Annotated in this window: 24 protein-coding genes; 7 read left to right on the forward strand and 17 right to left on the reverse strand. The window is 65.1% G+C overall.

Annotation, left to right across the window (positions count from 1 at the left end; translation table 11 throughout):
* Nucleotides 1–86: 86 nt before the first annotated feature.
* Together AC1DEL_RS14740 and dkgB are read left to right on the forward strand one after the other, a co-directional pair.
* Nucleotides 87–1295: an MFS transporter gene (locus AC1DEL_RS14740; protein WP_092297947.1), complete on the forward strand. Its 1209-nt coding sequence runs from the start codon at nt 87–89 to the stop codon at nt 1293–1295.
* 34 nt (nt 1296–1329) lie between these two features.
* Nucleotides 1330–2130 (forward strand): 2,5-didehydrogluconate reductase DkgB, encoded by an 801-nt coding sequence (gene dkgB, locus AC1DEL_RS14745; RefSeq protein ID WP_454757115.1) that lies wholly within the window; start codon nt 1330–1332, stop codon nt 2128–2130.
* 7 nt (nt 2131–2137) lie between these two features.
* Here the strand turns inward: dkgB and AC1DEL_RS14750 are convergent, their stop codons facing one another.
* The 6 genes from AC1DEL_RS14750 to guaB form a co-directional block, all read right to left on the reverse strand.
* Complete coding sequence (locus AC1DEL_RS14750) at nt 2138–2644, reverse strand: DUF1993 domain-containing protein (protein WP_092297696.1); 507 nt, start codon at nt 2642–2644, stop codon at nt 2138–2140.
* Between the two features lie 146 nt (nt 2645–2790).
* Complete coding sequence (locus AC1DEL_RS14755; protein WP_092297693.1) at nt 2791–3834, reverse strand: endonuclease/exonuclease/phosphatase family protein; 1044 nt, start codon at nt 3832–3834, stop codon at nt 2791–2793.
* Between the two features lie 144 nt (nt 3835–3978).
* On the reverse strand, nt 3979–6147 hold the full coding sequence (locus AC1DEL_RS14760) for a TonB-dependent siderophore receptor (RefSeq protein ID WP_477126378.1): 2169 nt from the start codon (nt 6145–6147) through the stop codon (nt 3979–3981).
* Nucleotides 6148–6381: 234 nt separating this feature from the next.
* Entirely contained in the window at nt 6382–8001 is a 1620-nt protein-coding gene (gene guaA, locus AC1DEL_RS14765; protein ID WP_441590820.1) for a glutamine-hydrolyzing GMP synthase, read from the reverse strand.
* Nucleotides 7976–8653, reverse strand: a complete 678-nt coding sequence (locus AC1DEL_RS14770) for a hypothetical protein (RefSeq protein WP_092297684.1) — start codon at nt 8651–8653, stop codon at nt 7976–7978. Before AC1DEL_RS14770 ends, guaA begins: the two co-directional genes overlap by 26 nt.
* Nucleotides 8654–8760: 107 nt before the next feature.
* On the reverse strand, nt 8761–10224 hold the full coding sequence (gene guaB / locus AC1DEL_RS14775) for an IMP dehydrogenase (protein WP_477159100.1): 1464 nt from the start codon (nt 10222–10224) through the stop codon (nt 8761–8763).
* 115 nt (nt 10225–10339) lie between these two features.
* Between guaB and AC1DEL_RS14780 the strand changes: the two genes are divergently transcribed.
* The gene (locus AC1DEL_RS14780) at nt 10340–11299 is read left to right on the forward strand and encodes a DMT family transporter (protein ID WP_477126377.1); all 960 of its coding nucleotides are present in this window, start codon (nt 10340–10342) and stop codon (nt 11297–11299) included.
* 105 nt (nt 11300–11404) lie between these two features.
* Nucleotides 11405–11965, forward strand: a complete 561-nt coding sequence (locus AC1DEL_RS14785; RefSeq protein WP_477126376.1) for a DUF4124 domain-containing protein — start codon at nt 11405–11407, stop codon at nt 11963–11965.
* Between the two features lie 36 nt (nt 11966–12001).
* Here the strand turns inward: AC1DEL_RS14785 and AC1DEL_RS14790 are convergent, their stop codons facing one another.
* Together AC1DEL_RS14790 and AC1DEL_RS14795 are read right to left on the reverse strand one after the other, a co-directional pair.
* Nucleotides 12002–12361, reverse strand: a complete 360-nt coding sequence (locus AC1DEL_RS14790; protein ID WP_454757119.1) for an RnfH family protein — start codon at nt 12359–12361, stop codon at nt 12002–12004.
* Nucleotides 12345–12785 (reverse strand): type II toxin-antitoxin system RatA family toxin, encoded by a 441-nt coding sequence (locus AC1DEL_RS14795; protein WP_092297669.1) that lies wholly within the window; start codon nt 12783–12785, stop codon nt 12345–12347. Before AC1DEL_RS14795 ends, AC1DEL_RS14790 begins: the two co-directional genes overlap by 17 nt.
* Before the next feature lie 186 nt (nt 12786–12971).
* On the opposite strand from AC1DEL_RS14795, the gene smpB reads away from it, so the two are divergent.
* Nucleotides 12972–13424: an SsrA-binding protein SmpB gene (gene smpB, locus AC1DEL_RS14800; RefSeq protein WP_477159101.1), complete on the forward strand. Its 453-nt coding sequence runs from the start codon at nt 12972–12974 to the stop codon at nt 13422–13424.
* Between the two features lie 60 nt (nt 13425–13484).
* Here the strand turns inward: smpB and AC1DEL_RS14805 are convergent, their stop codons facing one another.
* The 3 genes from AC1DEL_RS14805 to ppsA form a co-directional block, all read right to left on the reverse strand.
* Nucleotides 13485–14414 (reverse strand): SPFH domain-containing protein, encoded by a 930-nt coding sequence (locus AC1DEL_RS14805; RefSeq protein WP_092297664.1) that lies wholly within the window; start codon nt 14412–14414, stop codon nt 13485–13487.
* 57 nt (nt 14415–14471) lie between these two features.
* The gene (locus AC1DEL_RS14810) at nt 14472–14897 is read right to left on the reverse strand and encodes an NfeD family protein (protein ID WP_441590811.1); all 426 of its coding nucleotides are present in this window, start codon (nt 14895–14897) and stop codon (nt 14472–14474) included.
* Nucleotides 14898–15049: 152 nt separating this feature from the next.
* Nucleotides 15050–17434, reverse strand: a complete 2385-nt coding sequence (ppsA, locus tag AC1DEL_RS14815) for a phosphoenolpyruvate synthase (protein WP_092297658.1) — start codon at nt 17432–17434, stop codon at nt 15050–15052.
* 246 nt (nt 17435–17680) lie between these two features.
* Between ppsA and ppsR the strand changes: the two genes are divergently transcribed.
* Nucleotides 17681–18616: a posphoenolpyruvate synthetase regulatory kinase/phosphorylase PpsR gene (gene ppsR / locus AC1DEL_RS14820; protein ID WP_255370907.1), complete on the forward strand. Its 936-nt coding sequence runs from the start codon at nt 17681–17683 to the stop codon at nt 18614–18616.
* A gap of 78 nt (nt 18617–18694) precedes the next feature.
* Entirely contained in the window at nt 18695–19177 is a 483-nt protein-coding gene (locus AC1DEL_RS14825) for a hypothetical protein (protein WP_477126375.1), read from the forward strand.
* A 2-nt stretch (nt 19178–19179) separates the two neighbouring features.
* Here the strand turns inward: AC1DEL_RS14825 and AC1DEL_RS14830 are convergent, their stop codons facing one another.
* The 6 genes from AC1DEL_RS14830 to lpxD all read right to left on the reverse strand — a co-directional run bounded on the left by AC1DEL_RS14830 (nt 19180) and on the right by lpxD (nt 24305).
* Complete coding sequence (locus tag AC1DEL_RS14830) at nt 19180–19968, reverse strand: TrmH family RNA methyltransferase (protein ID WP_477159102.1); 789 nt, start codon at nt 19966–19968, stop codon at nt 19180–19182.
* Between the two features lie 9 nt (nt 19969–19977).
* On the reverse strand, nt 19978–20640 hold the full coding sequence (gene rnhB / locus AC1DEL_RS14835) for a ribonuclease HII (RefSeq protein ID WP_441590808.1): 663 nt from the start codon (nt 20638–20640) through the stop codon (nt 19978–19980).
* Nucleotides 20640–21773: a lipid-A-disaccharide synthase gene (gene lpxB / locus AC1DEL_RS14840; RefSeq protein WP_477108109.1), complete on the reverse strand. Its 1134-nt coding sequence runs from the start codon at nt 21771–21773 to the stop codon at nt 20640–20642. Before lpxB ends, rnhB begins: the two co-directional genes overlap by 1 nt.
* 87 nt (nt 21774–21860) lie before the next feature.
* Nucleotides 21861–22664, reverse strand: a complete 804-nt coding sequence (gene lpxA / locus AC1DEL_RS14845; protein ID WP_092297646.1) for an acyl-ACP--UDP-N-acetylglucosamine O-acyltransferase — start codon at nt 22662–22664, stop codon at nt 21861–21863.
* Nucleotides 22665–22749: 85 nt separating this feature from the next.
* Nucleotides 22750–23202 (reverse strand): 3-hydroxyacyl-ACP dehydratase FabZ, encoded by a 453-nt coding sequence (fabZ, locus tag AC1DEL_RS14850; protein WP_477159103.1) that lies wholly within the window; start codon nt 23200–23202, stop codon nt 22750–22752.
* Complete coding sequence (gene lpxD, locus AC1DEL_RS14855; RefSeq protein WP_092297640.1) at nt 23199–24305, reverse strand: UDP-3-O-(3-hydroxymyristoyl)glucosamine N-acyltransferase; 1107 nt, start codon at nt 24303–24305, stop codon at nt 23199–23201. The genes fabZ and lpxD overlap by 4 nt, the downstream gene beginning before the upstream one ends.
* Nucleotides 24306–24335: the final 30 nt, after the last annotated feature.

Genomic DNA, 24335 nt, shown 5'->3' on the forward strand with positions numbered 1-24335 from the left:
ATCTTTGGCTGATCACGGGGTTTTTCTGCAAGAAAGCACGCGGCACACTGCGTCCATCGAAAAAACCCTGCTTGAGGATGTTCGACATGCCTATTGCCTTGCTCGCGCTGACGATCAGCGCCTTTGCCATCGGGACGACGGAATTCGTCATCGTCGGCCTGATTCCGACCATCGCGGCGGATTTGCATATCTCGGTACCCTCCGCCGGCCTGTTGGTAAGCCTGTACGCGCTGGGCGTGGCCGTGGGCGCGCCGGTGCTGACCGCCCTCACCGGCCGCCTGCCGCGCAAGCTGCTGCTGCTCTCGCTGATGGCGCTGTTCACGGCCGGCAACCTGCTCGCGTGGAAGGCGCCGAGCTATGAATCGCTGATCATGGCGCGCATCCTCACCGGCCTTGCGCATGGCGTGTTCTTCTCGATCGGCTCGACCATCGCCACCGGCCTGGTGCCGAAGGAGCGTGCCGCGAGCGCCATCGCCATCATGTTTACCGGGCTGACCGTGGCGCTGGTGACCGGCGTGCCGCTCGGTACCTTCATCGGCCAGCACTTTGGCTGGCGCGAGACCTTCCTGGCCGTGTCCGGCCTCGGCGTGGTCGCCTTTATCGGCAGCCTGCTGTTCGTGCCCTCGCAGATCCGCCATTCGCCGCCTGCCTCGCTGCTGCAGCAGGCGCGGGTGCTGGCCGAGCCGCGGCTGCTGCTGGTCTACGCGAAGACGGCCATCGGCTACGGCGGATCGTTCATTCCGTTCACTTTCCTCGCCCCGATCCTGCAGGACGTCTCGGGCTTCAGCGCCGGCGCCGTGGGCCTGGTGATGCTGGTGTATGGCGTCTCCGTGGCGGTGGGCAATATCTGGGGCGGCCGGCTGGCGGACCGGCATGGCCCGATTCCGGCGCTGCGCATCGTATTTCTCCTACTCGCCGCCGTGCTGTTCGTGCTGACCTTCACCGCGCCGCACCGCTGGCTGGTGGTGGCCACGGTGCTGGCCTGGGGCGCGGTCGCCTTCGGCAACGTGCCGGGCCTGCAGGTCTACGTGGTGAAGCAGGCGGAGCGCCATACGCCGCAGGCCGTGGACGTGGCGTCCGGCCTCAACATCGCCGCGTTCAACCTCGGCATTGCCGGGGCGGCCTGGGCGGGCGGGCTGATCGTCCAGCATCTGGGGCTGATGCATACGCCGTGGATCGGCGCGCTGGTGGTGCTCGTGGCGCTGGGCCTGACCGAATGGAGTGGCCGGCTGGACCGCGCCGCCGGCATCGATCACCGTGCGGGCAATGTGCCGGCCGGGGCGATGTCTCACTGATTGTTCGCCAACCTTCCTTTCATCGGAGAAATTCATGCAGATTCCGCAACTTGGCCTTGGCACCTTCCGACTCAAGGACCAGCAGGTCATCGATTCCGTGACGATGGGGCTGGAGGTGGGTTATCGCCACATCGACACGGCCCAGATCTACGGCAACGAGGCCGAAGTGGGCCGCGCGATTGCCGCCAGCGGCGTGCCGCGCGACAACCTGTTCGTGACGACCAAGATCTGGACCGAGCACCTGGGCCGCGACGCCCTGCGCGCCAGCCTTGAGACGAGTCTTGAGAAACTGAAGCTCGATCGGGTCGATCTGACGCTGATCCACTGGCCGTCACCGGGCGACGCGCTACCGGTGGCCGAGTATATGGAGGCGCTGGCGCAAGCCCAGGCCGCCGGGCTGACGCGCACGATTGGCGTGTCGAATTTCACGATCGGGCATCTGAAGCAGGCCATCGACGCGATTGGCGCGCCGGCCATCGCCACGAACCAGATCGAACTGCATCCCTTCCTGCAGAACCGCAAGGTGGCGGCGTTCATGCGCGAACAGGGGATCCATCTGACGGCCTACATGCCGCTGGCCTACGGCAAGGTGATGGAGGATGCGGTGCTACGGCGGATTGCCGCCGTGCGTGACGCCACGCCGGCGCAGGTGGCGCTGGCGTGGCTGATGCAACAGGGCTATGCGGTGATTCCGTCGTCCACCCGGCGCGCCAACCTTGAGAGCAATCTTGGCGCGGCGCGGATCACGCTGACGGCGGGCGAGATGGCCGAGATTGCCGCGCTGGACCGGGGCGAGCGGCTGGCCAACCCCGGCTTCGCGCCGCAATGGGATTAACGGCGGCTTACCGCGCGCCGAGGTAGTCCAGCTTGCCGATCTGCACGCCCTTGTGGCGCAGCAGGTCGTAGGCGGTGGTCACGTGGAAGTAGAAGTTCGGCAGCGCAAAGCCCAGCAGGTAGCTCTTGCCGTCGAAGGTGACCGGGCCGTTGCGGAGCTTGAGTTCCACGGTGCGCGTCTCGCTGCCTTCCAGCTGTTCGGGACGGATCGACTTCAGGAAGCCGATGGTCTTGGCGATGCGCTCCTGCAACTCGGGGAACGTCGCCTCGGTATCGGCATAGGACGGAATCTCGATCCCGGCCAGCCGGGCGGCGCAGCCCTTGGCGGCATCGCTGGCGCGCTGCACCTGGGCGGGCAGCGCGTCCATGTCGGCAATCAGACGCGTCTGAATCAGCTCGGATTCATCGATCCCCTGCGCCTTGGCGTGGGCGGCGCCTTTTTCAAGAATCGCCGACAGGTTGTTCAGCGCGCGGATGAACGCCGGGATCGAAACGTCATACATCGAGAGGGCCATTTGGGCTCCTTGGGTGCGGTGTCGTGGGGGTGCGCGGCGGTGCCGCCGTCTGTGCTGCAGACCGGAGGATAGATCGAATCGGCCCGGCTTGCTGAAGGCACCCCGGGCACCCCGGGTGGCCCGTGCGGCCCGTGCGGCCCGTGCGGCTACGCCAGCAGCCCGTCGAGATAGGCGTCGCCATCGTCGATGCCGAATTCGACCCACATCGGCAGATGGTCGCTCATCCGGTAGGTGCGCCACTCCTTGAAGCCGCGCCCCGGCTTGGCGGCCCGCTGCCGCGCATAGGCGGGCTCGTCCTCGAGCCGGTAGACGTGCTCGTAGAAATCGAACACGCCGGCCTGGCCGGTGGGCGCCAGGTGCGCCAGCTTGCTGAGGTAGGCAATCTGGTCGTAATGCTTGTTCTTGTCGACGTTGGAGCCCGGCACGGCCTGCAGGGCGTCCGGCACCGCGAATCCGGCCCGGGTCATGGCCTCCATGGTCACGTCGTTGCGGTTGAAGATGTTGAAGTCGCCCAGCACGATCAGGTTATCCGCCTCCGGCGGCGTGCCGGGCGCGTATTGCGGGGCGCTGGAGAGCTTTCCCGCGTTTTTGGCCAGCGTGCGGGCGAACGCCGTGATCTCGGCCAGCCGGCGCGGGTCCACGGCCACGCTCTTGCCATAGTAGATGTGGACCGTCGCCAGCGTCAGGTAGGCCCAGCCGGCGCGGAAGCCCGCGATATAAGGCGAGCGCGCCATCTGCACCGGCTCCTCGGGCGCGCCCTTTTCCTTCGCCAGCACCAGCTCGGCGGCCAGCCCGGTGAACGAGACCTTGCGCCGGTCGTACAGGTAGGCCATGCGCTCGGCGTTGCCCGAGGTGCCCAGCGTCACGTCCGTCACGAGGAAATCCCACCAGCTACCCAATATCCGTTGCAGCCGCTGGAGCGGATAGAGCCCGCTGCGCACCTCCTGGATCGCGATCAGGTCGAAGCGGCTCAGGATTTCGGCGATGTAGTAATACGGCTCGTCGTCCCGGTAGCCGTACTTGCCCGAGTCGAACTCGCGGATATTCCAGGTGGCCAGCAGCAGCGTGCGGGTGGCGGTGCGCGCGGGAATGGCGCCGGCCAGCGCGGGCCGCAGGCGTTTCAGCCCGTCGATGGTCCGCTTGCGGATCTCCGCGTCCTCGATCTGTTTCAACCCTGCGTAATACGGCATGTGTCACTCCGGGGTGGATGGTGAGACGCATTGTCATAGCAGACTAAGTCAGTTCTGGTCGATCCTGGGAATTGTCTGACGAGGGTCAAAAAAAAACGCCGGCTACCCTTGGGCAAGCCGGCGTTCGCATTCCTGATTGGGCGATCAGAAGCGGTAGGTCACATTGCCGATGATCGTGCGCTGCGTGCCGAAGAAGCAATCACCGCGTGCGATACAGGTGTTGACGTACTGCTTGTTGAACAGGTTGTTCATGTTCAGCGACACGCGGATCGGGCCGTGATCGTAGGCGAGCACGGCATCGAACAGCGTGAAGCCGCCCACGCGGTTGTTGCCAGTGCCGTCATAGGACGGACCGCTGTAGCGCACACCCGCCCCGGCCACAAAGCCCGGCATGTCGAACAGGCTGAAGCGGTAGTTGGCCCACAGCGACGCCATGTTCGCCGGGATGCTCGCCAGCCGCTGGCCCTGCTCGGCGGCCGTGCCTTCGATGACCTTGGCGTCCAGGTAGGTGTACGTGGCGATCAGGTCCAGCCGGCCCAGCGACACCAGCGCCTCCAGTTCCGCCCCGCGCGTGCGCGCCTCGCCCACCTGCACCGTGCCGGGCAGGCCGTTGACCACACCGGCCACCTTGCGGTTTTCTTCGCGCATATCGAACAGCGAGGCGGTCAGCGTCATGTTCTTGCCGGGCGGCTGGTACTTGACGCCCACTTCCCACTGCTTGCCGCGCAGCGGCTTGAACGCGCCCCCGTCCACATTGAAGCCGGCCTGGCCCTGGAACGATTCCGCATAGCTGACGTAGGGGTTGAGGCCGAAGTCCGAGCGGTACATCAGGCCAAAGCGCTTGGTCAGCTCGTTGTCGTCACGCGAGCCCGCCGGCGTGTTGTCCTGCGCCGCGCGCGACCAGTCGTAGCGCAGGCCCAGCATCAGCAGCCACTTGTTCCATTCGATCTGGTCCTGCAGGTAGGCGCCGGTCTGGATCTGCTTGGCCGGTGCCAGGTCGCGCGTGGAAGTGGGCGCCTGGTAGTTGCCATAGACCGGGTTGAACACGTTGATCGGCGCGGCAAAGCCGCCCACGCCGGTGCGGCCCGTGATCTCGTTGTTCTGGTAGTCGAAGCCGGACAGCAGCGTGTGGCGCACGGGGCCGGTGCCGAACTTCGACTGCACCTGCGTGTCGACGGCCAGCTGGTTCAGCGTCGGCTGGTTCAGGTAGATGGTGCGGCGCAGCATCGTGTCGCTGCCGGGCACCCATCCATGCGTGGCGCCGGTGTAGCCGGCCGTGTAGATGCTGCGGTAGTCAACCGTGCTGTGCGAATAGCGCAGGTTCTGGCGCACCGTGAAGGTATCGTTGAACTTGTGCTCGAACTGGTAGCCCACGGCGTGCTGCTCGGCCGTGTACTTGTCGAAGCCGGGCTCGCTGATGAAGAAGCTCTGCGGGATCTGGCCGGCCGGGTTCTCGATCTGGGTGCCGCGCCACGGGAAGAAGCCGATCATCGAGCCCGTATCGTCCTTCTGAAAGTTGGCCAGCAGGGTGAAGCTGGTGTCGGACGTCGGCCGATAGGTCAGCGAGGGGGCGATGTAGTAGCGGTTGTCCTTGACGTAGTCCACCGAGGCATCGCTATCGCGCGCCAGGGCCACGAAGCGGTAGAGCCACTTGCCGTCGGCATCGATCGGACCCGTGAAGTCGGCCTGGATCTGCTTGCGGTTGAAATTACCGAAACTCACGCCGATTTCACGCGCGGCCTCCGCCTGCGGACGCTTCGACACGAGATTGACCACGCCACCCACCGAGCCCTGGCCGTACAGCATGCCGGACGGCCCTTTCAGGATCTCGATGCGCTCCAGGGCGTATGGATCCGGGCGCGTGTTGTTATAGAACCCGACGGCATTGAGCAGCCCGTCGAGGTACTGCGTGGAATCGGTGCCACGGATCTTGATCGAATCCGTGCGGTTGTCCGTGCCGAACCCCGCCGCCGAGACGCCGGCCGTGTAGCCCGCCGCCTGCGCCACCGACTGGGCGCCCGTGAGTTCGATCCGGTCACGCGTGATGACGGTGATCGACTGCGGCGTTTCCATGATCGGCGTGTCGGTCTTGGTGGCGGTCACGGCTTGTTTCGCCACGAAGCCGTGTACCGGGCCGGTCGGCGATTCGGGGAGACTGCTGCCTCGGACGGTGATCGTCGGCAACTCCTGGTGGGCGGGAGCAGGTGCCTGCTCCTGGGCCAGCGTGACGCTGGCGGCTTGCATGCTCAAGGCAAAGGTGGTCAGGCGGAAGGCGTGCGAGCCGCGAACGCGGCGCCGGGCGCATACAGACATTGCAAGATCTCTCTACTGATGGGAAATGATAATGCGAATGACTCGCATTTCTTTTGCCATTGTAATGTCATGTAATGGTCTCGATACATTTATCGCCGGTTTGATTGTCAGGCGTCGCGCACGCACCACACTGCTATTGGCTGTCTCGTTTGGGATCCCGAAAGAAAAACGGCCGGGGCGATGCGCCCCGGCCGTTGATACGTCACTGCTCCGCAGGCCCCGAAGGGCCTGGGTTTATTCCCACTCGATCGTCGCCGGCGGCTTGCCCGAGACGTCGTACACCACCCGATTCAGGCCACGCACCTCGTTGATGATGCGGTTCGAGCAGCGGCCGAGCAGCGCATACGGCAGGTGCGCCCAGTGAGCGGTCATGAAGTCCGTGGTTTGCACCGCGCGCAGGGCCACCACGTAGTCGTACGTGCGGCCATCGCCCATCACGCCCACGGACTTCACCGGCAGGAACACCGCGAAGGCCTGGCTGGTCAGGTCGTACCAGCTCTTGCCCACCTGCTGCGGCTCGCACAGGCCCGCCGCGGCGTCTTGCTCCGTGGCGATGGTCTTGCGCAGTTCCTCGATGAAGATGGCGTCCGCGCGGCGCAGCAGCTCGGCGTAGTCGCGCTTGACCTCGCCCAGAATCCGCACGCCAAGGCCCGGGCCCGGGAACGGATGGCGGTACACCATCTCGGGCGGCAGGCCCAGCGCCACGCCCAGCTCGCGCACTTCGTCCTTGAACAGGTCGCGCAGCGGCTCCAGCAGCTTCAGGCCCAGCGTCTCGGGCAGGCCGCCGACGTTGTGGTGGCTCTTGATCGTGGTCGCCTTCTTGGTCTTGGTGCCGCCCGATTCCACCACGTCCGGGTAGATCGTGCCCTGCGCCAGCCACTTGGCGTTGGACAGCTTCTTGGCCTCGGCCTGGAAGACTTCGACGAACTCGCGGCCGATGATCTTGCGCTTCTGCTCGGGGTCCGTCACGCCGGCCAGATGGCCCAGGAACTGCTCCGAGGCGTCGATATGGACCACCTTGGCGTGCAGCCGGCCCGCGAACATCTCCATGACCATCTTGCCTTCGTCCAGGCGCAGCAGGCCGTGGTCGACGAACACGCAGGTCAGCTGGTCACCGATGGCGCGATGGATCAGCGCCGCCGCCACCGACGAATCCACGCCGCCGGACAGGCCCAGAATGACTTCCTCGTCACCCACCTGTTCGCGGATCTTGGCCACGGCTTCGGCGATGTGGTCGCGCATCACCCAGTCGGCTTTGGCGCCGGCGATCTTGAGCACGAAGCGCTCGAGCATCTCGCGGCCCTTCGCCGTATGGGTGACTTCCGGGTGGAACTGCACCGCGTAGTAGCCGCGCGCCTCGTCGGCCATGCCGGCGATCGGGCAGCTCGGCGTGGACGCCATCAGCTTGAAGCCCGCCGGCAGTTCGGCCACCTTGTCGCCATGGCTCATCCAGACCTTGAGCATGCCGTGGCCTTCGGGCGTCGAGAAATCCTCGACGCCATCGAGCAGCTTGGTATGCCCATGGGCGCGCACCTCGGCGTAGCCGAATTCGCGATGGTCGCTCCACTCCACCTTGCCGCCCAGCTGCACGGCCATGGTCTGCATRCCGTAGCAGATGCCCAGCACCGGCACGCCGAGGTCCCACACGGCCTGCGGCGCGCGCAGCTGGTGGTCTTCGTAGGTGCTGGCGTGGCTGCCGGACAGGATGACCGCCTTCGGCGCGTACTCGCGGACGAATTCGTCGGTCACATCGTTAGGATGGATCTCGCAGTAGACGTGCGCCTCGCGAACGCGGCGGGCAATCAGCTGCGTGACCTGCGAGCCGAAATCAAGGATGAGGATTTTGTCGTGCATGATGGGCGTTTGGCAGAGCTTCCGGCTCGGGTTCGGGCATGACCTCGGTGCCTGGGCCGTAGCCGGGTGGCGGGGTGATGACCGGTTCGCGCCGGTATTCGGGGGATCCATGCGGGCGTGCCGGGTTGGCGGCGCCGGGTTGTTGGTGCGGGTCGGCGGGGTCGACGGCATCGACCGGCGTGCCGGGGTAGTACACGGGGCCATCGCCATGCCGGGCGGCGCGCAGTTCGGCTTCGCGCTGGGCCAGTTGCTCTCGCTCGCGCAGGCGCACGCGCTTCGCGGCGGGCATCTGCACCACGGCGAAGAACAGCATGACAGCGGCCAGCGTCAGCAGCCAGACCTTGCCGGCGCCCTGTACGGGCATGTCCAGGAACAGCGTCCACGCCACGATCAGCACAGCGCTCACCAGGTTCACCTGGCCCACCGTGCGCGCCACGGGCACGGTCAGCTGGCCGTTAATGGCAGCCTGGAACAGCAGCCACGCCATGCCGATCATCGCCACGCCGAGCAGCTGGCCGAACATGGCCGGCTGCGGCTGCGGCAACTGGAGTGCGGCATACAGCGTCGTGAACGGCGACATCAGCAGCAGGATGCCGAGCAGCAGGTCTAGCAAGGCGTCGAAGAACAGCACGGCTCGCAATAGTACTTTCATGGGCGCTCCTTTTTCCTGATGCTTCTTGCGTCGCGGCCGCGCGGCCTCGTCAACCTCGACGTTGCCAGCGCGGCCGTGATGCCCAGGTCGGGCGGGCCATATCGTGATCAGTCGATATGGTAGTTCGGCGCTTCCTTGGTGATCTGCACATCGTGGACGTGCGATTCGCGCATGCCGGCGGCCGTGATCTGCATGAACTCGGCCGTCTCGTGCCAGGTGGCGATGGAGCTACTGCCGCAGTAGCCCATCGACGCACGCACGCCACCGGTCAGCTGGTGGATGATCGCCATGACCGAGCCCTTGTAGGGGACCCGGCCCTCGATACCTTCGGGCACGAGCTTGTCGACGTTGGCGGTGTTGTCTTCCTGGAAGTAGCGGTCGGCGGCGCCGTCCTTCATCGCGCCCACGGAACCCATGCCGCGATAGCTCTTGAACGAGCGGCCCTGATACAGGAACACCTCGCCCGGCGCTTCCTCGGTACCCGAGAACATGCCGCCCATCATCACGGTGTGCGCGCCGGCCGCCAGGGCCTTGGCCACATCGCCCGAATAACGGACGCCGCCATCGGCGATCAGCGGCACGCCGGTGCCCTTGAGCGCCTCGGCCACGTTGGAAACAGCGGTGATCTGGGGCACGCCCACGCCGGCCACGATCCGCGTGGTGCAGATCGAACCGGGGCCGATGCCCACCTTCACGCCGTCCGCGCCATGCTCGACCAGCGCCAGCGCGGCCGCGCCGGTGGCGATGTTGCCGCCCACGACCTGCACCTGCGGGAAGTTCTGCTTGACCCAGCGCACACGGTCCAGCACGCCCTGGCTGTGGCCATGCGCGGTATCCACCACAATCACGTCCACGCCGGCCTTGACCAGCAGTTCCACGCGTTCGTCGTTGTCCGGACCCACGCCCACGGCGGYGCCGACGCGCAGCTGGCCGTGATCGTCCTTGCTGGCCAGCGGGTTGTCCACGGCCTTCTGGATGTCTTTCACGGTGATCAGGCCGCGCAGCTCGAATGCGCTATTGACCACCAGCACGCGCTCCAGGCGGTGACGGTTCATCAGGCGCTTGGCTTCCTCCAGCGGCGCGCCTTCGGCCACGGTGACGAGTTTCTCGCGCGGGGTCATCTTGGCGCGCACCGGGGCGTCGAGTTCTTCCTCGAAGCGCAGGTCGCGATTGGTGATGATGCCGACGACGGTCTTGCCTTCGAGCACGGGGAAGCCGGAAATGCCATGGTGCTGCGACAGCGCGATCACATCGCGGATCTTCATGTCCGGCGAAATGGTGATCGGATCACGCAGCACACCCGATTCGTACCGCTTCACGCGCGCCACTTCACGCGCCTGGTCGGCCGGTTTCAGGTTCTTGTGGACAATGCCGATGCCGCCGGCCTGAGCCATCGCAATGGCAAGCCGGGCTTCCGTCACGGTATCCATGGCGGCGGACACGAGCGGAATGTTCAGTTCGATTGAACGGGTAAGGCGGGTGCGGAGGGAAACATCCCGGGGCAGGACGGCCGAATAGGCCGGTACAAGCAGCACGTCATCGAATGTGAGTGCTTTCTGGACAAGACGCATAGCAAATCCTCTAGGCGCAAAAGCAGATTATACAGGAATGCAGGATTTGCTGATGCGTTCTTGCATCCCCCTTGCTATTCTCGGCCTCCCTTCCACAGATCACAACAGGAGTCCGATGGGCATCGGCGTTTTGTGCGGGCTGCTGGCCGGCGCGTTCTGGGGCATGGTGTTCATCGCGCCGAAGCTGCTGCCGGCGTTTTCGCCCTGGGAACTCGCCATTGGCCGCTACCTGGCCTATGGGCTGGTCGCCTTCGTGGCGGCGCTGCCGCTGATGCGGCGCCTCGCAAAAAAGCTAACTCGGGGCGATTGCGTCGCCTTGCTGCGCCAGGCGTTCACCGGGAACCTGCTCTATTACGTACTGCTGGCGTTTGGCGTGCAGCTGGTCGGAGTCGGGCCGACCTCGCTGATCATCGGCATCCTGCCGGTTTCCATCACGATCATGGGCCGCCGCGACCACGGCGCTGTGCCGCTCTCGCGGCTGGTCTGGCCGCTGCTGGTGGTGGCGGCCGGCATCGCCAGCATCAATATCGACCTGTTTGCCGGGGGCGGCGGTGCGCATGGCGCGGCGGTGGACGCCCTGGCCCGCCCGGCGTGGCAGAAACTGGCTGGCGTGGCCTGCGCGGCGGGCGCGCTGGTCTGCTGGACGCTCTACGCCGTGGACAACGCGCGCTACCTCCAGCGCCATCCGCATTACAGCGGGAACGAGTGGTCGGCCCTGTACGGGCTATCTACCGGGCTGGTTTCCGTGGTGCTGGCCGGCATCGGCTGGCTCGTGGCCGGCGACGCGCTGACCGCCCCGGGCAGCGGGCGCGAATGGCAGTGGTTCTGGATGGTCAACGCCGCCGTGGCGCTCGGGGCGTCGCTAATTGGCAACAACCTCTGGAACATCGCCAGTCGCCGCCTACCCCTGACGCTTTCGGGGCAAATGATCGTTTTTGAGACGCTGTTCGCGCTGGCATACGGGTTTGTGTTCGATCACCGCTGGCCACGGCCGCTGGAGTTGGCCGCCGTCGCCCTGCTGATCGTCGGGGTGGCCTGGTCCGTGCGCTTGCACGCCACGGACAAGTCTGCGTAGACTACCGGCATGACGCGGGGGTCACATGGTTGTCAACCCTCCTACCGTCCGGTTTTCATCGCCAACCTGGCATTTTTCCGCCCAGACGCCACAGACACTCTTGCCATGAACCGTTCGACCGCGCTGTACCTGCTTGTTGCCGCCAGTCTCGCCGTGCCCGCCACGGCCTTTTCCCAATGGCAGTGGAAGGACGGCACCGGCCGCATGGTTTATAGCGATGTACCGCCGCCGCCCTCCGTGCCGGACCGCGCCATCGTCATGGCACCCGGCCGCGCGGCAGGCGCCTATCGCCCGATGGAAGCCGAAACCGCCGCGAAGGCCGATGGTCAAGCTGACGCCAAGGCCCCCGCGGGCGACGCGCCCCGGGCCCGCCAGGTCAGCGCGCGGGCCAAGGACAAGCCCGCCGCCGACACCGATCCCGATCAGGCCTTCCGCGAGCGCCGCGAGGAGCGCCTCAAAGCCGACCTGGAAGCCGCCACCAAGGAACGCGAACAACTGGCCCGCCAGACGCGCTGCGAAGAGATGTCGAACTACGCTACGGGGCTGCGCGAAGGCATGCGCATCTCGAAGGCCGGCCCGGATGGCGCCGCGCACCGCCTGAACGGCGATGAACGCGCCGCCGAACTCGACAAGGTCAGCCAGTCGATGGCCCAGCACTGCAGCTGAGGCATGGGGTGGGCGCCGGATAGGCCGCCCGCCCAGTCAACTCCCCTGCCCGCCCCCGCCGCGCAGCCATTTCAGGCCCTCGCGCGTGCCGGTAGCCCGGGTCTTCTGCACGCGCTTGCGGCGTGCCTGCTTGGGATCGGCGGTCAGCGGCCGGTAGACCTCTACCCGATCTCCCTCCCGAACCAGTGTTTCCACGGTCTTGAGCTTGCCGTAGATGCCGACCCGTGCCGTCGTCGGGTCCACTTCGGGATACGCCTCGGTCAGGCCGCTGGCGCGAATCGCCCCCTCGACGCTCGTGCCAGCCGGCACCGAGACTTCCTTCAGGAACACCGCCTCAGGCTTGGCGTAGCAGACCGAGAGCCGCACCATGGCGCCAGGATCAGCCGTTGTTGGCATACACCACCTCGGCGCGCTTGACGAAGGCATCGACGAACGTATTGGCAATCATGCTGAACACGGGACCGATGATTTTCTCGAGGATGAAGCTCGAAAACTCGTAATGGAGGTGAAATTCGATCTTGCAGGCGTCGGCGCGCAGCGGCGTAAAGCGCCAGGAGCCATTGAAGGTCTTGAAAGGACCGTCCGCGAACGTCATATCAATGCGTGTAGGACGCTCCTGCACGTTCCGGGTATGGAAATACTGCTTGATGCCGTTGAAATGGATATGGATCTTCGCGTCGAGCAGCGTCTCGGTGTTCTCGAAGATCTCGACGCCACCACACCATGGCAGGAACTTGGGATAGTCCTCCACGCGGGTGACCAGGTCATACATCTGCTCGGCCGAAAAGCCAAGCAGGACGGATTTATGGACGTCTGCCATGTAATCGGATGCGGGCGCCGCCAGGGGCTGGGCCCGAACGGGGCGGGTTTGCTAGAATCCCGATTTTAGCCGACACGCGGGTCGACGGCATCCCCGGCGCACATGGCGCCCCTCGATGACGCCACAACGGTCGCTCCCCTCTTTGCCGCAGCGCGGCAGCCTTGCTCAGGAATCCACCACGTACGCATGACCATCGCTGATAACAAGAAAGCCTTTTTCGACTACTTCATCGAAGAACGCTACGAAGCCGGGATTGTGCTGGAGGGCTGGGAAGTCAAGGCCATCCGGGCCAACCGTGTGCAGATCAAGGAAGGCTACGTCGTGGTGCGCAACGCCGAGATGTACCTGATCGGCGCCCATATCAGCCCGCTGCAGAGCGCCTCCACGCACGTGACGCCGGACCCCGTGCGCACGCGCAAGCTGCTGCTCAAGGCGGACGAGATCAAGAAGCTGATCGGCAAGGTCGAGCAGCGCGGCTATACGCTCGTGCCGTTGAACCYGCACTACACGCGCGGCCGCGTGAAGTGCGAAATCGGCCTCGGCAAGGGCAAGAAGCAGTTCGACAAGCGCGAAACCGAGAAAAATCGGGACTGGCAGCGCGAAAAGGCGCGCCTGATGAAGAGCGATAACAAGGAATAAGAAAAAACGGAGGCCATGGCCTCCGTTCTTGTCTGGCGATGCCGCGTCAGTGCGCGTCGCTCAGGTCTTCTGCTGGGTTTTCACGATTTGCAGTGCCGAGGCGATCATCGAACTCATTTCGCCAAGGTTGCCCGGCACGATCAGGGTGTTGCCCTGCTTGGCGAGGTTGCCAAACGCGGCAACGTATTCCTCGGCCACCTTGAGGTTGACGGCTTCCGCGCCGCCCTCGCCCCGAATCGCGTGGCCGATCTTTTCGATGGCCTGCGCGTTGGCTTCGGCCACGGCCAGGATCGCCGACGCGTCGCCCTGGGCCCTGTTGATCGCCGCCTGCCGCTCGCCCTCGGACTTCTGGATCGCCGCCTCACGGGCGCCGGAGGCCAGATTGATCTGCTCCTGCCGCTTGCCTTCGGAAGCCGCGATCAGCGCCCGCTTCTCGCGCTCGGCCGTGATCTGGGCCTGCATCGCATGCAGGATCTCCTTCGGCGGCGTCAGGTCCTTGATTTCGTAGCGCAGCACCTTCACGCCCCAGTTGGCGGCGGCTTCGTCGAGCGCATTGACCACGCTGTGGTTGATGTACTCGCGCTCCTCGAAGGTCTTGTCCAGTTCCAGCTTGCCGATCACCGACCGCAGCGTGGTCTGCGACAGCTGCGTGATCGCGACCACGAAGTTGCTCGAGCCATAAGACGCCTTCATCGGATCSGTCACCTGGAAGTACAGCACGCCRTCSACYTGCAGCTGTGTGTTGTCCTTCGTGATGCAGACCTGGCTCGGCACATCGAGCGGAATCTCCTTGAGGATGTGCTTGTAGGCCACGCGATCCACGAACGGCACCACGATCGTCAGGCCGGGCGTCAGCGTGGCGTGGTAGCGCCCCAGACGCTCAAGCACCCATGCGTGCTGCTGCGGCACGATCTTGATGCCCTTGGCAATCAGCACGATGGCCGCGATGAGCAGAATCAGTGGAAACAGCCCGAGCTGGTAGGCAAGCATGTACAACTCCCGTCAAATAGGAAAACTGCTAGTCATTGGATGGGTGCCGCGCAGGAATCAGCGCGGCGAGACGATCAGCGTGGTACCCCGCACCTCGACAATGCGGAAGCGACCCGGAAGCGGCTCGGTGTTCGGCGCCAGCTCCACGCTCCAGTCAGCGCCGCGATACGGCACGCGGGCACGCCCATTCGGGTCCCAGGCGGAGACATCGAGTTCCTGGCCGATATCGAGGTTTACATCGGGATCCGTCGATGCCGTACCCCGACGCAGCGTGCCATAGCGTGTGCGGCGCAAGGCCGCGATACACGCGATGGCTACCAGGGCCGCCGTGACCGTTTGCGCCGGTACACCGAGGCCGGCAAGCGCGGCCACACCACCGGCCGCCACGCCCACGGCGATCATCAGCAGATAGAAGGTGCCCGTCGCCATCTCGGCAATCACCAGCACCACTGCCGCGGCGAACCATATGTAGTAAGACGACATCCCGCTCCTTTTCCCAATAAAAAACCCCCGCCGCGCCATAGGCGCCTGCGGGGGCTGTTGCAACACCTGCCGCAGGGCCGGTGCCACGCGGCGTCCCGGGTTCAGCCGGGCACCGCTTTGGATGAGTTATCGCTATTGTGACGCCAAATGCCTTACGAAGCCAGTTGCTTCCAGGTTTCGACCACCGAATCAGGATTCAGCGAGATCGACTTGATGCCTTCCTTGGCGAGCCACAGCGCGAAATCCGGATGGTCCGAAGGGCCCTGACCGCAGATACCGACGTACTTGTCCAGACGCAGCGCCGTGGAAATGGCGCGCTGCAGCATGAAGATCACAGCGGGATCGCGCTCGTCGAAGTCCTTGGCCAGCAGCTCCATGCCGGAATCGCGGTCCAGACCCAGCGTCAGCTGCGTCAGGTCGTTCGAGCCGATCGAGAACCCATCGAAGAACTCCAGGAACTCCTCGGCCAGGATCGCGTTCGACGGCACTTCGCACATCATGATGATGCGCAGGCCGTTTTCGCCGCGCTTCAGGCCGTGCTTGGCCAGCAGCTCGATGACCTTCTTGGCCTGGCCCAGCGTGCGCACGAACGGCACCATGATCTCGACGTTCGTCAGGCCCATTTCGTCGCGCACGCGCTTCATGGCCTTGCATTCCATCTCGAACGCTTCGGCGAAGTCCTCCGCGATGTAGCGCGACGCGCCACGGAAGCCCAACATCGGGTTTTCCTCGTCCGGCTCGTAGCGCGAACCACCGATCAGCTTCTTGTATTCGTTCGACTTGAAGTCGGACAGGCGCACGATCACGGGCTTCGGATAGAACGCCGCGCCGATCGTGGCGATGCCTTCCGCCAGCTTGTCGACGTAGAACGCGCGCGGGCTGGCGTGGCCACGGGCCACCGATTCCACGGCCTTCTTCAGGTCGGCATCGACCTGCGGATAGTCGAGGATGGCCTTCGGGTGAACGCCAATGTTGTTGTTGATGATGAACTCGAGGCGGGCCAGGCCCACACCGTGGTTCGGGATCTGCGCGAAGTCGAACGCGAGCTGCGGATTGCCCACGTTCATCATGATCTTGGTTTCGATCTCAGGCATCTCGCCGCGCTGGACCTCGGTGATCTCGGTCTCGAGCAGGCCGTCGTAGATGCGGCCTTCGTCGCCTTCGGCGCACGACACCGTCACCAGCGTGCCGTCCTTCAGCAGATCGGTCGCATCGCCGCAGCCGACCACGGCCGGCACGCCCAGTTCACGGGCAATGATGGCCGCGTGGCAGGTACGGCCGCCACGGTTGGTCACGATGGCCGAGGCACGCTTCATCACCGGCTCCCAGTTCGGGTCGGTCATGTCTGCCACCAGCACGTCACCCGGCTGCACGCGTTCCATCTCGGACGGATCGTTGATCACGCGGACCGGGCCGGTACCAATCTTCTGGCCGATGGCGCGACCGCTGGTCAGCACGGGCGCCGTGCCTTTCAGCTTGAAGCGCAGCTCGGCCTTGCCGGCGGACTGGCTCTTCACCGTCTCCGGGCGCGCCTGGAGGATGTAGATCTTGCCGTCCTTGCCGTCCTTGCCCCACTCGATGTCCATTGGGCGGGCATAGTGCTTCTCGATGATCATCGCGTACTTGGCCAGCTCCGACACATCGGCGTCGGTGATCGAGTAGCGGTTACGCAGTTCGGGCGCCACATCGACGGTCTTCACGCGGCCGGCTTCACCCGGGCCCGTGAATTCCATCTTGATCAGCTTCGAGCCAATCGAGCGGCGGATGATCGGGTACTTGTTCAGCTCCAGGGTCGGCTTGAAGACGTAGAACTCGTCCGGGTTCACGGCGCCTTGCACCACGGTCTCGCCGAGGCCATAGCTCGACGTGATGAAGACCACGTCGGGGAAGCCCGATTCGGTGTCGATGGTGAACATCACGCCCGACGCCGCGAGGTCCGAACGGACCATGCGCTGCACGCCGGCGGACAGTGCCACGACATCGTGGGCAAAGCCCTTGTGCACGCGGTACGAGATGGCGCGGTCGTTGTAGAGCGAGGCGAACACGTGCTTGATCTTGTCGAGCACGTCGTCGATGCCGCTGACGTTGAGGTACGACTCCTGCTGGCCGGCGAACGAGGCGTCCGGCAGGTCTTCGGCCGTGGCCGAGGAACGGACGGCGAACGATGCCTCGGCGCCTTCACGGGCCGACACGCGGGCATAGAACTCGCGGATCTCCTGTTCCAGGCGCGGCTGGAACGGAGCGGCGGCAACCCAGCCGCGGATCTCGGCGCCGGCTTCCGCCAGGGCCTTCACGTCATCGACGTCGAGCGTCTTCAGGCGATCCGAAATGCGGGCGGTCAGGTCGTTGTGTTGCAGGAAGTCGCGGAACGCGAGCGAGGTGGTAGCAAAACCGCCGGGAACACGGACGCCAGCCTCTGCCAGCTGGGAGATCATCTCCCCCAGCGAAGAGTTCTTGCCGCCGACGGTTTCCACGTCATGCATGCGCAACTGCTCGAACGGCAGCACATAGGCGCCGTTATCTGCCTGGTTAGTCATAAAAGCCTCAAAAACAAAGTAAGAAATCGGTGTCACCGACCGGTATGTTGTTGGGGTTCTGTTCCCGGCGGATCGCTTGGCTAAACCATTCCGGAGCGCATGCGGATGCTGCGGCGCACATTGTCGACAATCGTGCCGCAGATCGTTGCTGCACCGGCGCGTGCGGAATTGCTTAGCCAAAAGATCGCCGCTATTCTACCGTGCCGCACCGCACTTTCGCGTGGCAGCCTCAAAAATTGACCAGACATGTCCCTTCCCGAAGCGCCTGATGCGCCCCAACAGGCGCCTGCGCCCGGCACGGCGGCAAGCCCTGCCACCTCTCCCGCCGCGTCGCCCCCGGCCACTGCCAGCACTGGCGATCGCCCTGCCATCCGTACGGTTTTTATCGTGTCGGATGGCACCGGGATCACGGCCGAGACCTTCAGCCACTCCATTCTGGCCCAGTTCGAAATGCGCTTCCGCAAGGTGCGGATGCCGTTCGTGGACACGCCGGAAAAGGCACACGTGGCCGTCGGCAAGATCAACGAGGCGTTCTATAACGAGGGCGTGCCGCCCATCGTGTTCACCACGCTGGTCAATGCCGAGGCTAACAAGGCCCTGCGGCGCGCCAAGGCGATGATCCTGGACATGTTCCAGACCTTCATCGAGCCGCTGGAAAAGGAGCTGGGCCTCAAGTCCACACATGCAATCGGCCGCTTCCACCAGAATGCGGACACCGAGGCCTACAAGAACCGGATCGAGGCGATCAACTTCTCGCTGGCCCACGACGACGGCCAGTCGCACAAGAACCTGGAAGAAGCCGACGTGATCCTGGTCGGCGTGTCGCGCAGCGGCAAGACGCCGACGAGCCTGTACCTGGCCATGCAATACGGGCTGAAGGCCGCGAACTATCCGCTGATCCCAGACGATTTCGAGCGCGGCCGCCTGCCGTCGGCGCTCTACGCGTTCAAGCCCAAGATCTTCGGGCTCTCGATCGACCCGCAGCGTCTCACCGAGATCCGCAACGAACGGCGCCCGGGCAGCAAATACGCGGCACTGGAGAACTGCCGCTACGAGGTCAACGAGGCCGAGGCCATGATGCGCCGCGAAGGCATCAAGTGGCTCAGTTCGACGCACAAGTCGATCGAGGAGATTGCCACGACAATCCTCCAGGAAATCAAGATCGACCGCGACAACTATTGAGATTTTGAGAATCGTCCCGTAGCGCTGGAGGCGCTACGGGGTCACCATCGGATGGTCAATCACTCACTGCGAGGAAATATGACCACCATGGTTGCTGGCCACTCCTTCCTACCCCCTCCCGGCAATGACGGGCGCCGCCAGCGCGATCGCCCGCCCCCGCCGCCCGTGCGGCACACGCTTGGCATGCGCATCGCCAGCGTCATCTTCGCAGCCGTTGTCGCATCGCTCGGGGGAATTTTCGGCATCATCGAGCTGAGCGCCCGGCACACGCGTGCCGCCATTGATGGCGAGCTGAAGACCATTCACGCCCAGCAAGAAGCCCACAGCCAACGGTTGGATCGGTTCGAATCGGCGGTCCTGTATCAGTTCGGCCAGGTCAACGAGCGGTTCGACAAGCTGGACGCACGGATGGACAAATCGGAAGCCCGGATGGATCGCATGGAAGACCGGCACGAGCGGGGATTGGCGCGACTGGAAGGCAAGATCGACAGGATCGCCGAGCACATCGGGATGTACAGCGGCGCGCGGCGGTTGCCGGCCACTCGCCAGCCGAACTCCTGATGTCAGCGCGATGCCGCGCGCCGCTGCCTGACCGTTTCAAACAGGCAGACAGCGGTCGCCGCCGCCACATTCAGCGACTCAAGGCCGCCCGGCTGCGGAATGCCGACGGTCCGCGAGACGCGTGCCATCCATTCCGGACTGACACCTGCGCCTTCGTTGCCGACGACCCAGCCCACCGGCTGGCGCAAATCGGTGTCGAACACGGCCGCGTCGGCATGCGACGACGTCGCCAGCAAGGGCACGGCAAGCCGGCTTTCGAGCATATCGAGAGTGCAATGCTCGACGATGTTGAGGTGGAAGTTCGCGCCCATGCCCGCGCGCAGGGTCTTGACCGACCACGCAAACGCGCAGCCCGTGGTCAGGAAGGCGTGCGGAATCCCCGCAGCGGCAGCGCTGCGCAAGATCGATCCGACATTGCCGGCGTCTTGCACGCCGTTCAGGATCACGCAATCCGTGTCGATCGTGGACGGCAGGTGCCCGCCGGGCGTGTCGATCACGAGCATCAGGTCGATGCCGTTCACCACACTCGTAATCTGCGCGAACAGCGCATCCGCCAGCAGGACAACGCGGTCCGGATCAATGCCTTCCAGCAGTGGGCGCACTTCGGCGTGATYGTAGTGCCGCTCTGACACGACGCAACTGGTCGGCTGCCCTCGCGCGGCCACATACGCCTGCGCGAGGTGCACGCCATCGAGCACGGACTGCCCCGCCTTGCGGCGTGCGTGCGTGGACCCAGTAAGGGCCTTCAGGTGCTTGAACAGCGCATTGTCGCGCGAGGTGACGTGCTTCAAGGATGTGTCTCAGAAAGGCAGCGCGTCGCGCTCCAGCACCACCCGCACCGGCGCAAACGAGCGGCGGTGATGCGGTGTCGCACCAAACTGCTGGAGCGCGGCCAGATGCTGGGGCGTGGGATAGCCCACGTGGGCATCGAAGCCGTACTGGGGATATTCCAGGTGCAGCGCGTGAAGCTCGCGATCGCGGGCCACCTTGGCAAGGATCGACGCAGCGGAAATGGCTCGCACCTTGGCGTCGCCCTTCACGATGGCCTCGACCGGATACGGGACCTGCGGACAGCGATTGCCATCGACCTGCACCAGATCGGGCAAGATGCCGCTCGCCGTCAGGCCCGCCACGGCGCGCTGCATCGCCAGCATGGAAGCGTGCAGGATATTCAGCGAGTCGATTTCCTCGACCGAAGCCGACGCGATGTGCCAGCCGATCGCCCGCTCGCAGATGCGTTCGAACAGTACCGCGCGCTTATCGGCGCTCAGGATCTTCGAGTCGGCGAGGCCCCGGATTTGCCGCTCCGGGTTCAGGATCACGGCGGCGGCATAGACCGGCCCCGCCAGCGGACCGCGCCCGGCCTCATCCACGCCACAAAGATGGCGTACGACGGCAACGGTTTGGGTCAACTCCAGCCCCATCTGCGGCGACGGACCCTTGCCGGCTTTCTGGCTGGCCATCAGCGCACACCCCGTTCGTGCATGAGATCCACCACCACRCCGGCGGCGAGGTTGGCCGTGTCGCGCTTCAGCGTCTCGTGCATGGTCGTGAAATGTTCCCGCAAGAAGGCGATATTGCCCTCGTCGTTCAGTTGCAGCAGCGTCTCGCGCGCCAGCGCCTCCGGCGTGGCGTCGTCCTGGAGCAGTTCTGGCACCACGAACCGCCCTGACAGAATATTAGGCAAGCCCACGTAAGGCAGGTAGCCCTGTCGCTTCATGATCTGCGCGGTGAGCCAGGGCACCTTGTACGAGATGACCATCGGCTTCTTGTAGAGCGCTGCCTCGAGCGTAGCCGTACCGCTGGCCAGCAGCACGACGTCGGCGGCTTCCATGGCCAGATGCGACTGGCCATCCACCACGGTCAGGTCGATCTCCGGATAGCGCTCGTGCAGCCCGCGGATAATCTCGTGCAGCGGCGCGCTGGCTGCCGGCAGAACGAATGCCAGGTTGCCGTCCATGCGATGCATGCGTGCCATGGCCGCAAAGAACGTCGCGCCAAGGTTGCGCACCTCGGACTGCCGGCTACCCGGCAGCACCGCGACGATGCGCTTACCTTCGGGCAGGCCAAGCTTTTCCCGCGCGCCCTGGACGTCAGGCACCATCGGAATCACATCGGCCAACGGATGACCGACGTAGGTCGCCGGAATGCCGGCCTTCGCATAGATCTCGGGCTCGAACGGGAACAGGCAGAGGATGTGGTCCACCGCGCGCGCGATGGTACGAATGCGCCCGCCGCGCCACGCCCAGATTGACGGGCTGACGAAATGCACGACAGGGATGCCCGAGCGGCGCAGGGGCACTTCCAATCCGAAATTGAAGTCGGGCGCGTCTACGCCGATGAAACACAGCGGCGGATTGGCCAGCAGCTTCTCGCGAATTGCCCGGCGCGTTGCCAGGATTTCCCGCAGCGAACCGAGCACCTCCACATAGCCGTTGACGGAGAGCGTCTCCATCGGCCAGTGCGAGACGAAGCCCTGCGCCATCATGCGGCGGCCGCCGATGCCCGCGAAGTCCACGGACTCGCCCAGCCGCGCATGAAGCCCTTCAAGCAGGAGCGATGCCAGCAAATCGCCGGAAGCCTCCCCGGCAACCATGGCAATCGTGCCACGCTTGTTGACATTCGCCCGAGCTACGGCGGGCGGATCGGCCTGCACTGCGGCGTGAATCATGTGCGGCGCGGCTTAGCGGACGATGCCGCGCTGCGTCGCGGCCAGGAATTCGACGAAGGCACGCAGTGGCGCGCCGGTAGCCGCATCGGTCTGGCCCAGCAGGGCCGAGATCTCGCTGCGCGCCTCGTCGAAGCCCAAGTCTGACTTGTACAGCAGCTTGTAGGCCTGGCGCAGGGCGGCGATCTGGCCGGCATCAAAGCCCCGGCGACGCAGACCTTCCACGTTGACACCGTGCGGCGTGGCCTTGTTGCCGTTCTTGTCGCTCGCGGCGATCACGAATGGCGGCACATCCTGGACGAGCGCCGACGCGCCGCCCAGCATCGCATGGGCGCCGATGCGCACGAACTGGTGCACGCCGCTCATGCCGCCGAGAATGGCCCAGTCGCCCACTTCCACGTGGCCTGCGATCTGCGCGTTGCTCGAAAACACCGTGTTGTTTCCCACGCGGCAGTCGTGCGCGATGTGCACGTAGGCCATGATCCAGTTGTCGTTGCCGAGGCTGGTCACGCCCTGGTCCTGCACCGTGCCGGTGTGGATCGTCGTAAACTCGCGAATCGTGTTGCGGTCGCCAATCTCGAGCCGGGTGGGCTCGTTGGCGTACTTCATGTCCTGAGGCGTGCCGCCCACCGAGGCGTACGGCCCGATGCGGTTGCCTTCGCCGATGGTGGTATGGCCTTCGACGGTGGTATGCGAGCCGATCCGGGTGCCGCTGCCAATCCGCACGTTCGGACCGATGATGGAAAACGGACCGACGGTCACGTCGGCGGCAAGTTCTGCCTTCGGGTCGACCAGTGCGCTGGGATGGATTTGCGTCATACGTCCTGTCCTGTGGTCTGAATTCGGTTGAGTCCCGCGTGTTGCCACGCGGGACGGGGCCCATGGGTGGGCGCGGCGGCGCCGATCAGCCTTCGGCCTGCTTGACCGTGCACATCAGTTCCGCTTCGCAGGCGATTTCGCCGTCCACGGTGGCGCTGGCCTTGAACTTCCAGATGCCGCGAATGTAGCGCTCGACGGTCACGTTCAGGTGCAGCTGGTCGCCGGGGTAGACCACACGCTTGAAGCGCGCGCCATCGATACCCACGAAGTAGTACAGCGCGCCTTCCTTGCGCTCCATATCGGCGCCGAAGGTCAGCAGGCCGGCCGACTGCGCCAGGGCCTCGAGGATCATCACGCCCGGCATCACGGGTTGATCGGGAAAGTGCCCCATGAAGTACGGCTCGTTGATCGTGACGTTCTTAAGCGTCTTGATCCGCTTCTGCGGCTCGAACTCCAGCACGCGATCGACGAGCAGGATCGGGTACCGATGCGGCAGCAACTTCAGGATCTTGYGGATGTCGATGTCGGATGCGGTCATGATGATTTCTCTTCGTCTTGTTTGGTATTGGACCCGGCGGACTGGCCGCGCAGGCGGCGTTCCAGCGTGACCACGCGCTCGCGCAGCTTGGACAATCCGCGCACGATGGCCGCATTGCGCTCCCACTCGCCATGCGTCGTGAACGGAAACACGCTGGTGTAATGCCCCCCGGGTTTCGTAATCGATTTGGTAATCGAGGTGCCGCCGGACACCGTCGTCCGGTCGGCGATATTCAAATGGCCCGCGAAATTGGCCGACCCGCCAATCACGCAGAAACGGCCGATGCGGGTGCTGCCGGCCACCGCCGCGCAGCCCGCAATGACCGTATGGGCGCCCACCCGCACGTTGTGCGCGATCTGGACCTGGTTGTCGAGCTTGCAGCCCTCCTCGATGACCGTATCGGCCATCGCGCCGCGGTCGATGGCCGTATTGGCGCCCACTTCCACGTCATTGCCCAGCACGGCACGGCCAACCTGCGGAATTTTGACGTATTCCACCCCGGCCGGACCGATGTCCGGCGCGAAGCCAAAGCCATCCGCGCCCACCACCACGCCGCTGTGCAGGATGTTGCGCGCACCCACCACGCAACGATGATAGACGGAAACGTTCGCGTAAATGAGCGTATCGTCGCCGATCTCCGCGCCTGCGCCGATAAAGGCATTCGCCAGGACCCTTACCCGCTCGCCCAGCCGCGCGCCAGCCTCGATCACCACGTTGGGGCCGATAAAGCAGGACGCCGGCACCACGGCATCGGCGGCCACGCTCGCGCGCGGGTCGATGCCAGTGCGCGGATCGGCATTCGCCTCACGGTCGAAGCGCTGCGCCACGCGGGCAAAGCAGACATACGGGTTGCGGGCGACCAGCCAGTTGCGGCCGTCGGCCTGGCCATCGGCGCGAATACGCTCGAGGTCGGCCGGCGAGACGATGACGGCGCTGGCATTGGAGGCCAGCGCCTGCGGCAGGTACAGCGGATTGGACAGGAAAGACAGGTCACCGGGGCCGGCCTGGTCGAGCGGCGCCAGGCCGCGCACGGCGAGGTCGGGATCACCCACAACCTGCGCGCCGTTTTCGGTGGCGAGCTGACCCAGTGTGGGTGTCTGCATGGCGGTACTTCCTTGAAGAACGAGACAGCG

It is taken from the genome of Cupriavidus sp. 10L43_2, from assembly GCF_056395265.1.

Bases quoted from the DNA above. Each gene is read 5' to 3' on its own strand.
- lpxA (WP_092297646.1), bottom strand. From the start codon at position 22,664: ATGACGCAAATCCATCCCAGCGCACTGGTCGACCCGAAGGCAGAACTT.
- AC1DEL_RS14780 (WP_477126377.1), top strand. From the start codon at position 10,340: ATGGGCATCGGCGTTTTGTGCGGGCTGCTGGCCGGCGCGTTCTGGGGC.
- ppsR (WP_255370907.1), top strand. From the start codon at position 17,681: ATGTCCCTTCCCGAAGCGCCTGATGCGCCCCAACAGGCGCCTGCGCCC.
- AC1DEL_RS14825 (WP_477126375.1), top strand. From the start codon at position 18,695: ATGACCACCATGGTTGCTGGCCACTCCTTCCTACCCCCTCCCGGCAAT.
- AC1DEL_RS14755 (WP_092297693.1), bottom strand. From the start codon at position 3,834: ATGCCGTATTACGCAGGGTTGAAACAGATCGAGGACGCGGAGATCCGC.
- lpxD (WP_092297640.1), bottom strand. From the start codon at position 24,305: ATGCAGACACCCACACTGGGTCAGCTCGCCACCGAAAACGGCGCGCAG.
- AC1DEL_RS14810 (WP_441590811.1), bottom strand. From the start codon at position 14,897: ATGTCGTCTTACTACATATGGTTCGCCGCGGCAGTGGTGCTGGTGATT.
- rnhB (WP_441590808.1), bottom strand. From the start codon at position 20,640: ATGGCCAGCCAGAAAGCCGGCAAGGGTCCGTCGCCGCAGATGGGGCTG.
- AC1DEL_RS14770 (WP_092297684.1), bottom strand. From the start codon at position 8,653: ATGAAAGTACTATTGCGAGCCGTGCTGTTCTTCGACGCCTTGCTAGAC.
- AC1DEL_RS14785 (WP_477126376.1), top strand. From the start codon at position 11,405: ATGAACCGTTCGACCGCGCTGTACCTGCTTGTTGCCGCCAGTCTCGCC.
- AC1DEL_RS14760 (WP_477126378.1), bottom strand. From the start codon at position 6,147: ATGTCTGTATGCGCCCGGCGCCGCGTTCGCGGCTCGCACGCCTTCCGC.
- ppsA (WP_092297658.1), bottom strand. From the start codon at position 17,434: ATGACTAACCAGGCAGATAACGGCGCCTATGTGCTGCCGTTCGAGCAG.
- AC1DEL_RS14795 (WP_092297669.1), bottom strand. From the start codon at position 12,785: ATGGCAGACGTCCATAAATCCGTCCTGCTTGGCTTTTCGGCCGAGCAG.
- dkgB (WP_454757115.1), top strand. From the start codon at position 1,330: ATGCAGATTCCGCAACTTGGCCTTGGCACCTTCCGACTCAAGGACCAG.
- AC1DEL_RS14740 (WP_092297947.1), top strand. From the start codon at position 87: ATGCCTATTGCCTTGCTCGCGCTGACGATCAGCGCCTTTGCCATCGGG.
- AC1DEL_RS14750 (WP_092297696.1), bottom strand. From the start codon at position 2,644: ATGGCCCTCTCGATGTATGACGTTTCGATCCCGGCGTTCATCCGCGCG.
- AC1DEL_RS14790 (WP_454757119.1), bottom strand. From the start codon at position 12,361: ATGCCAACAACGGCTGATCCTGGCGCCATGGTGCGGCTCTCGGTCTGC.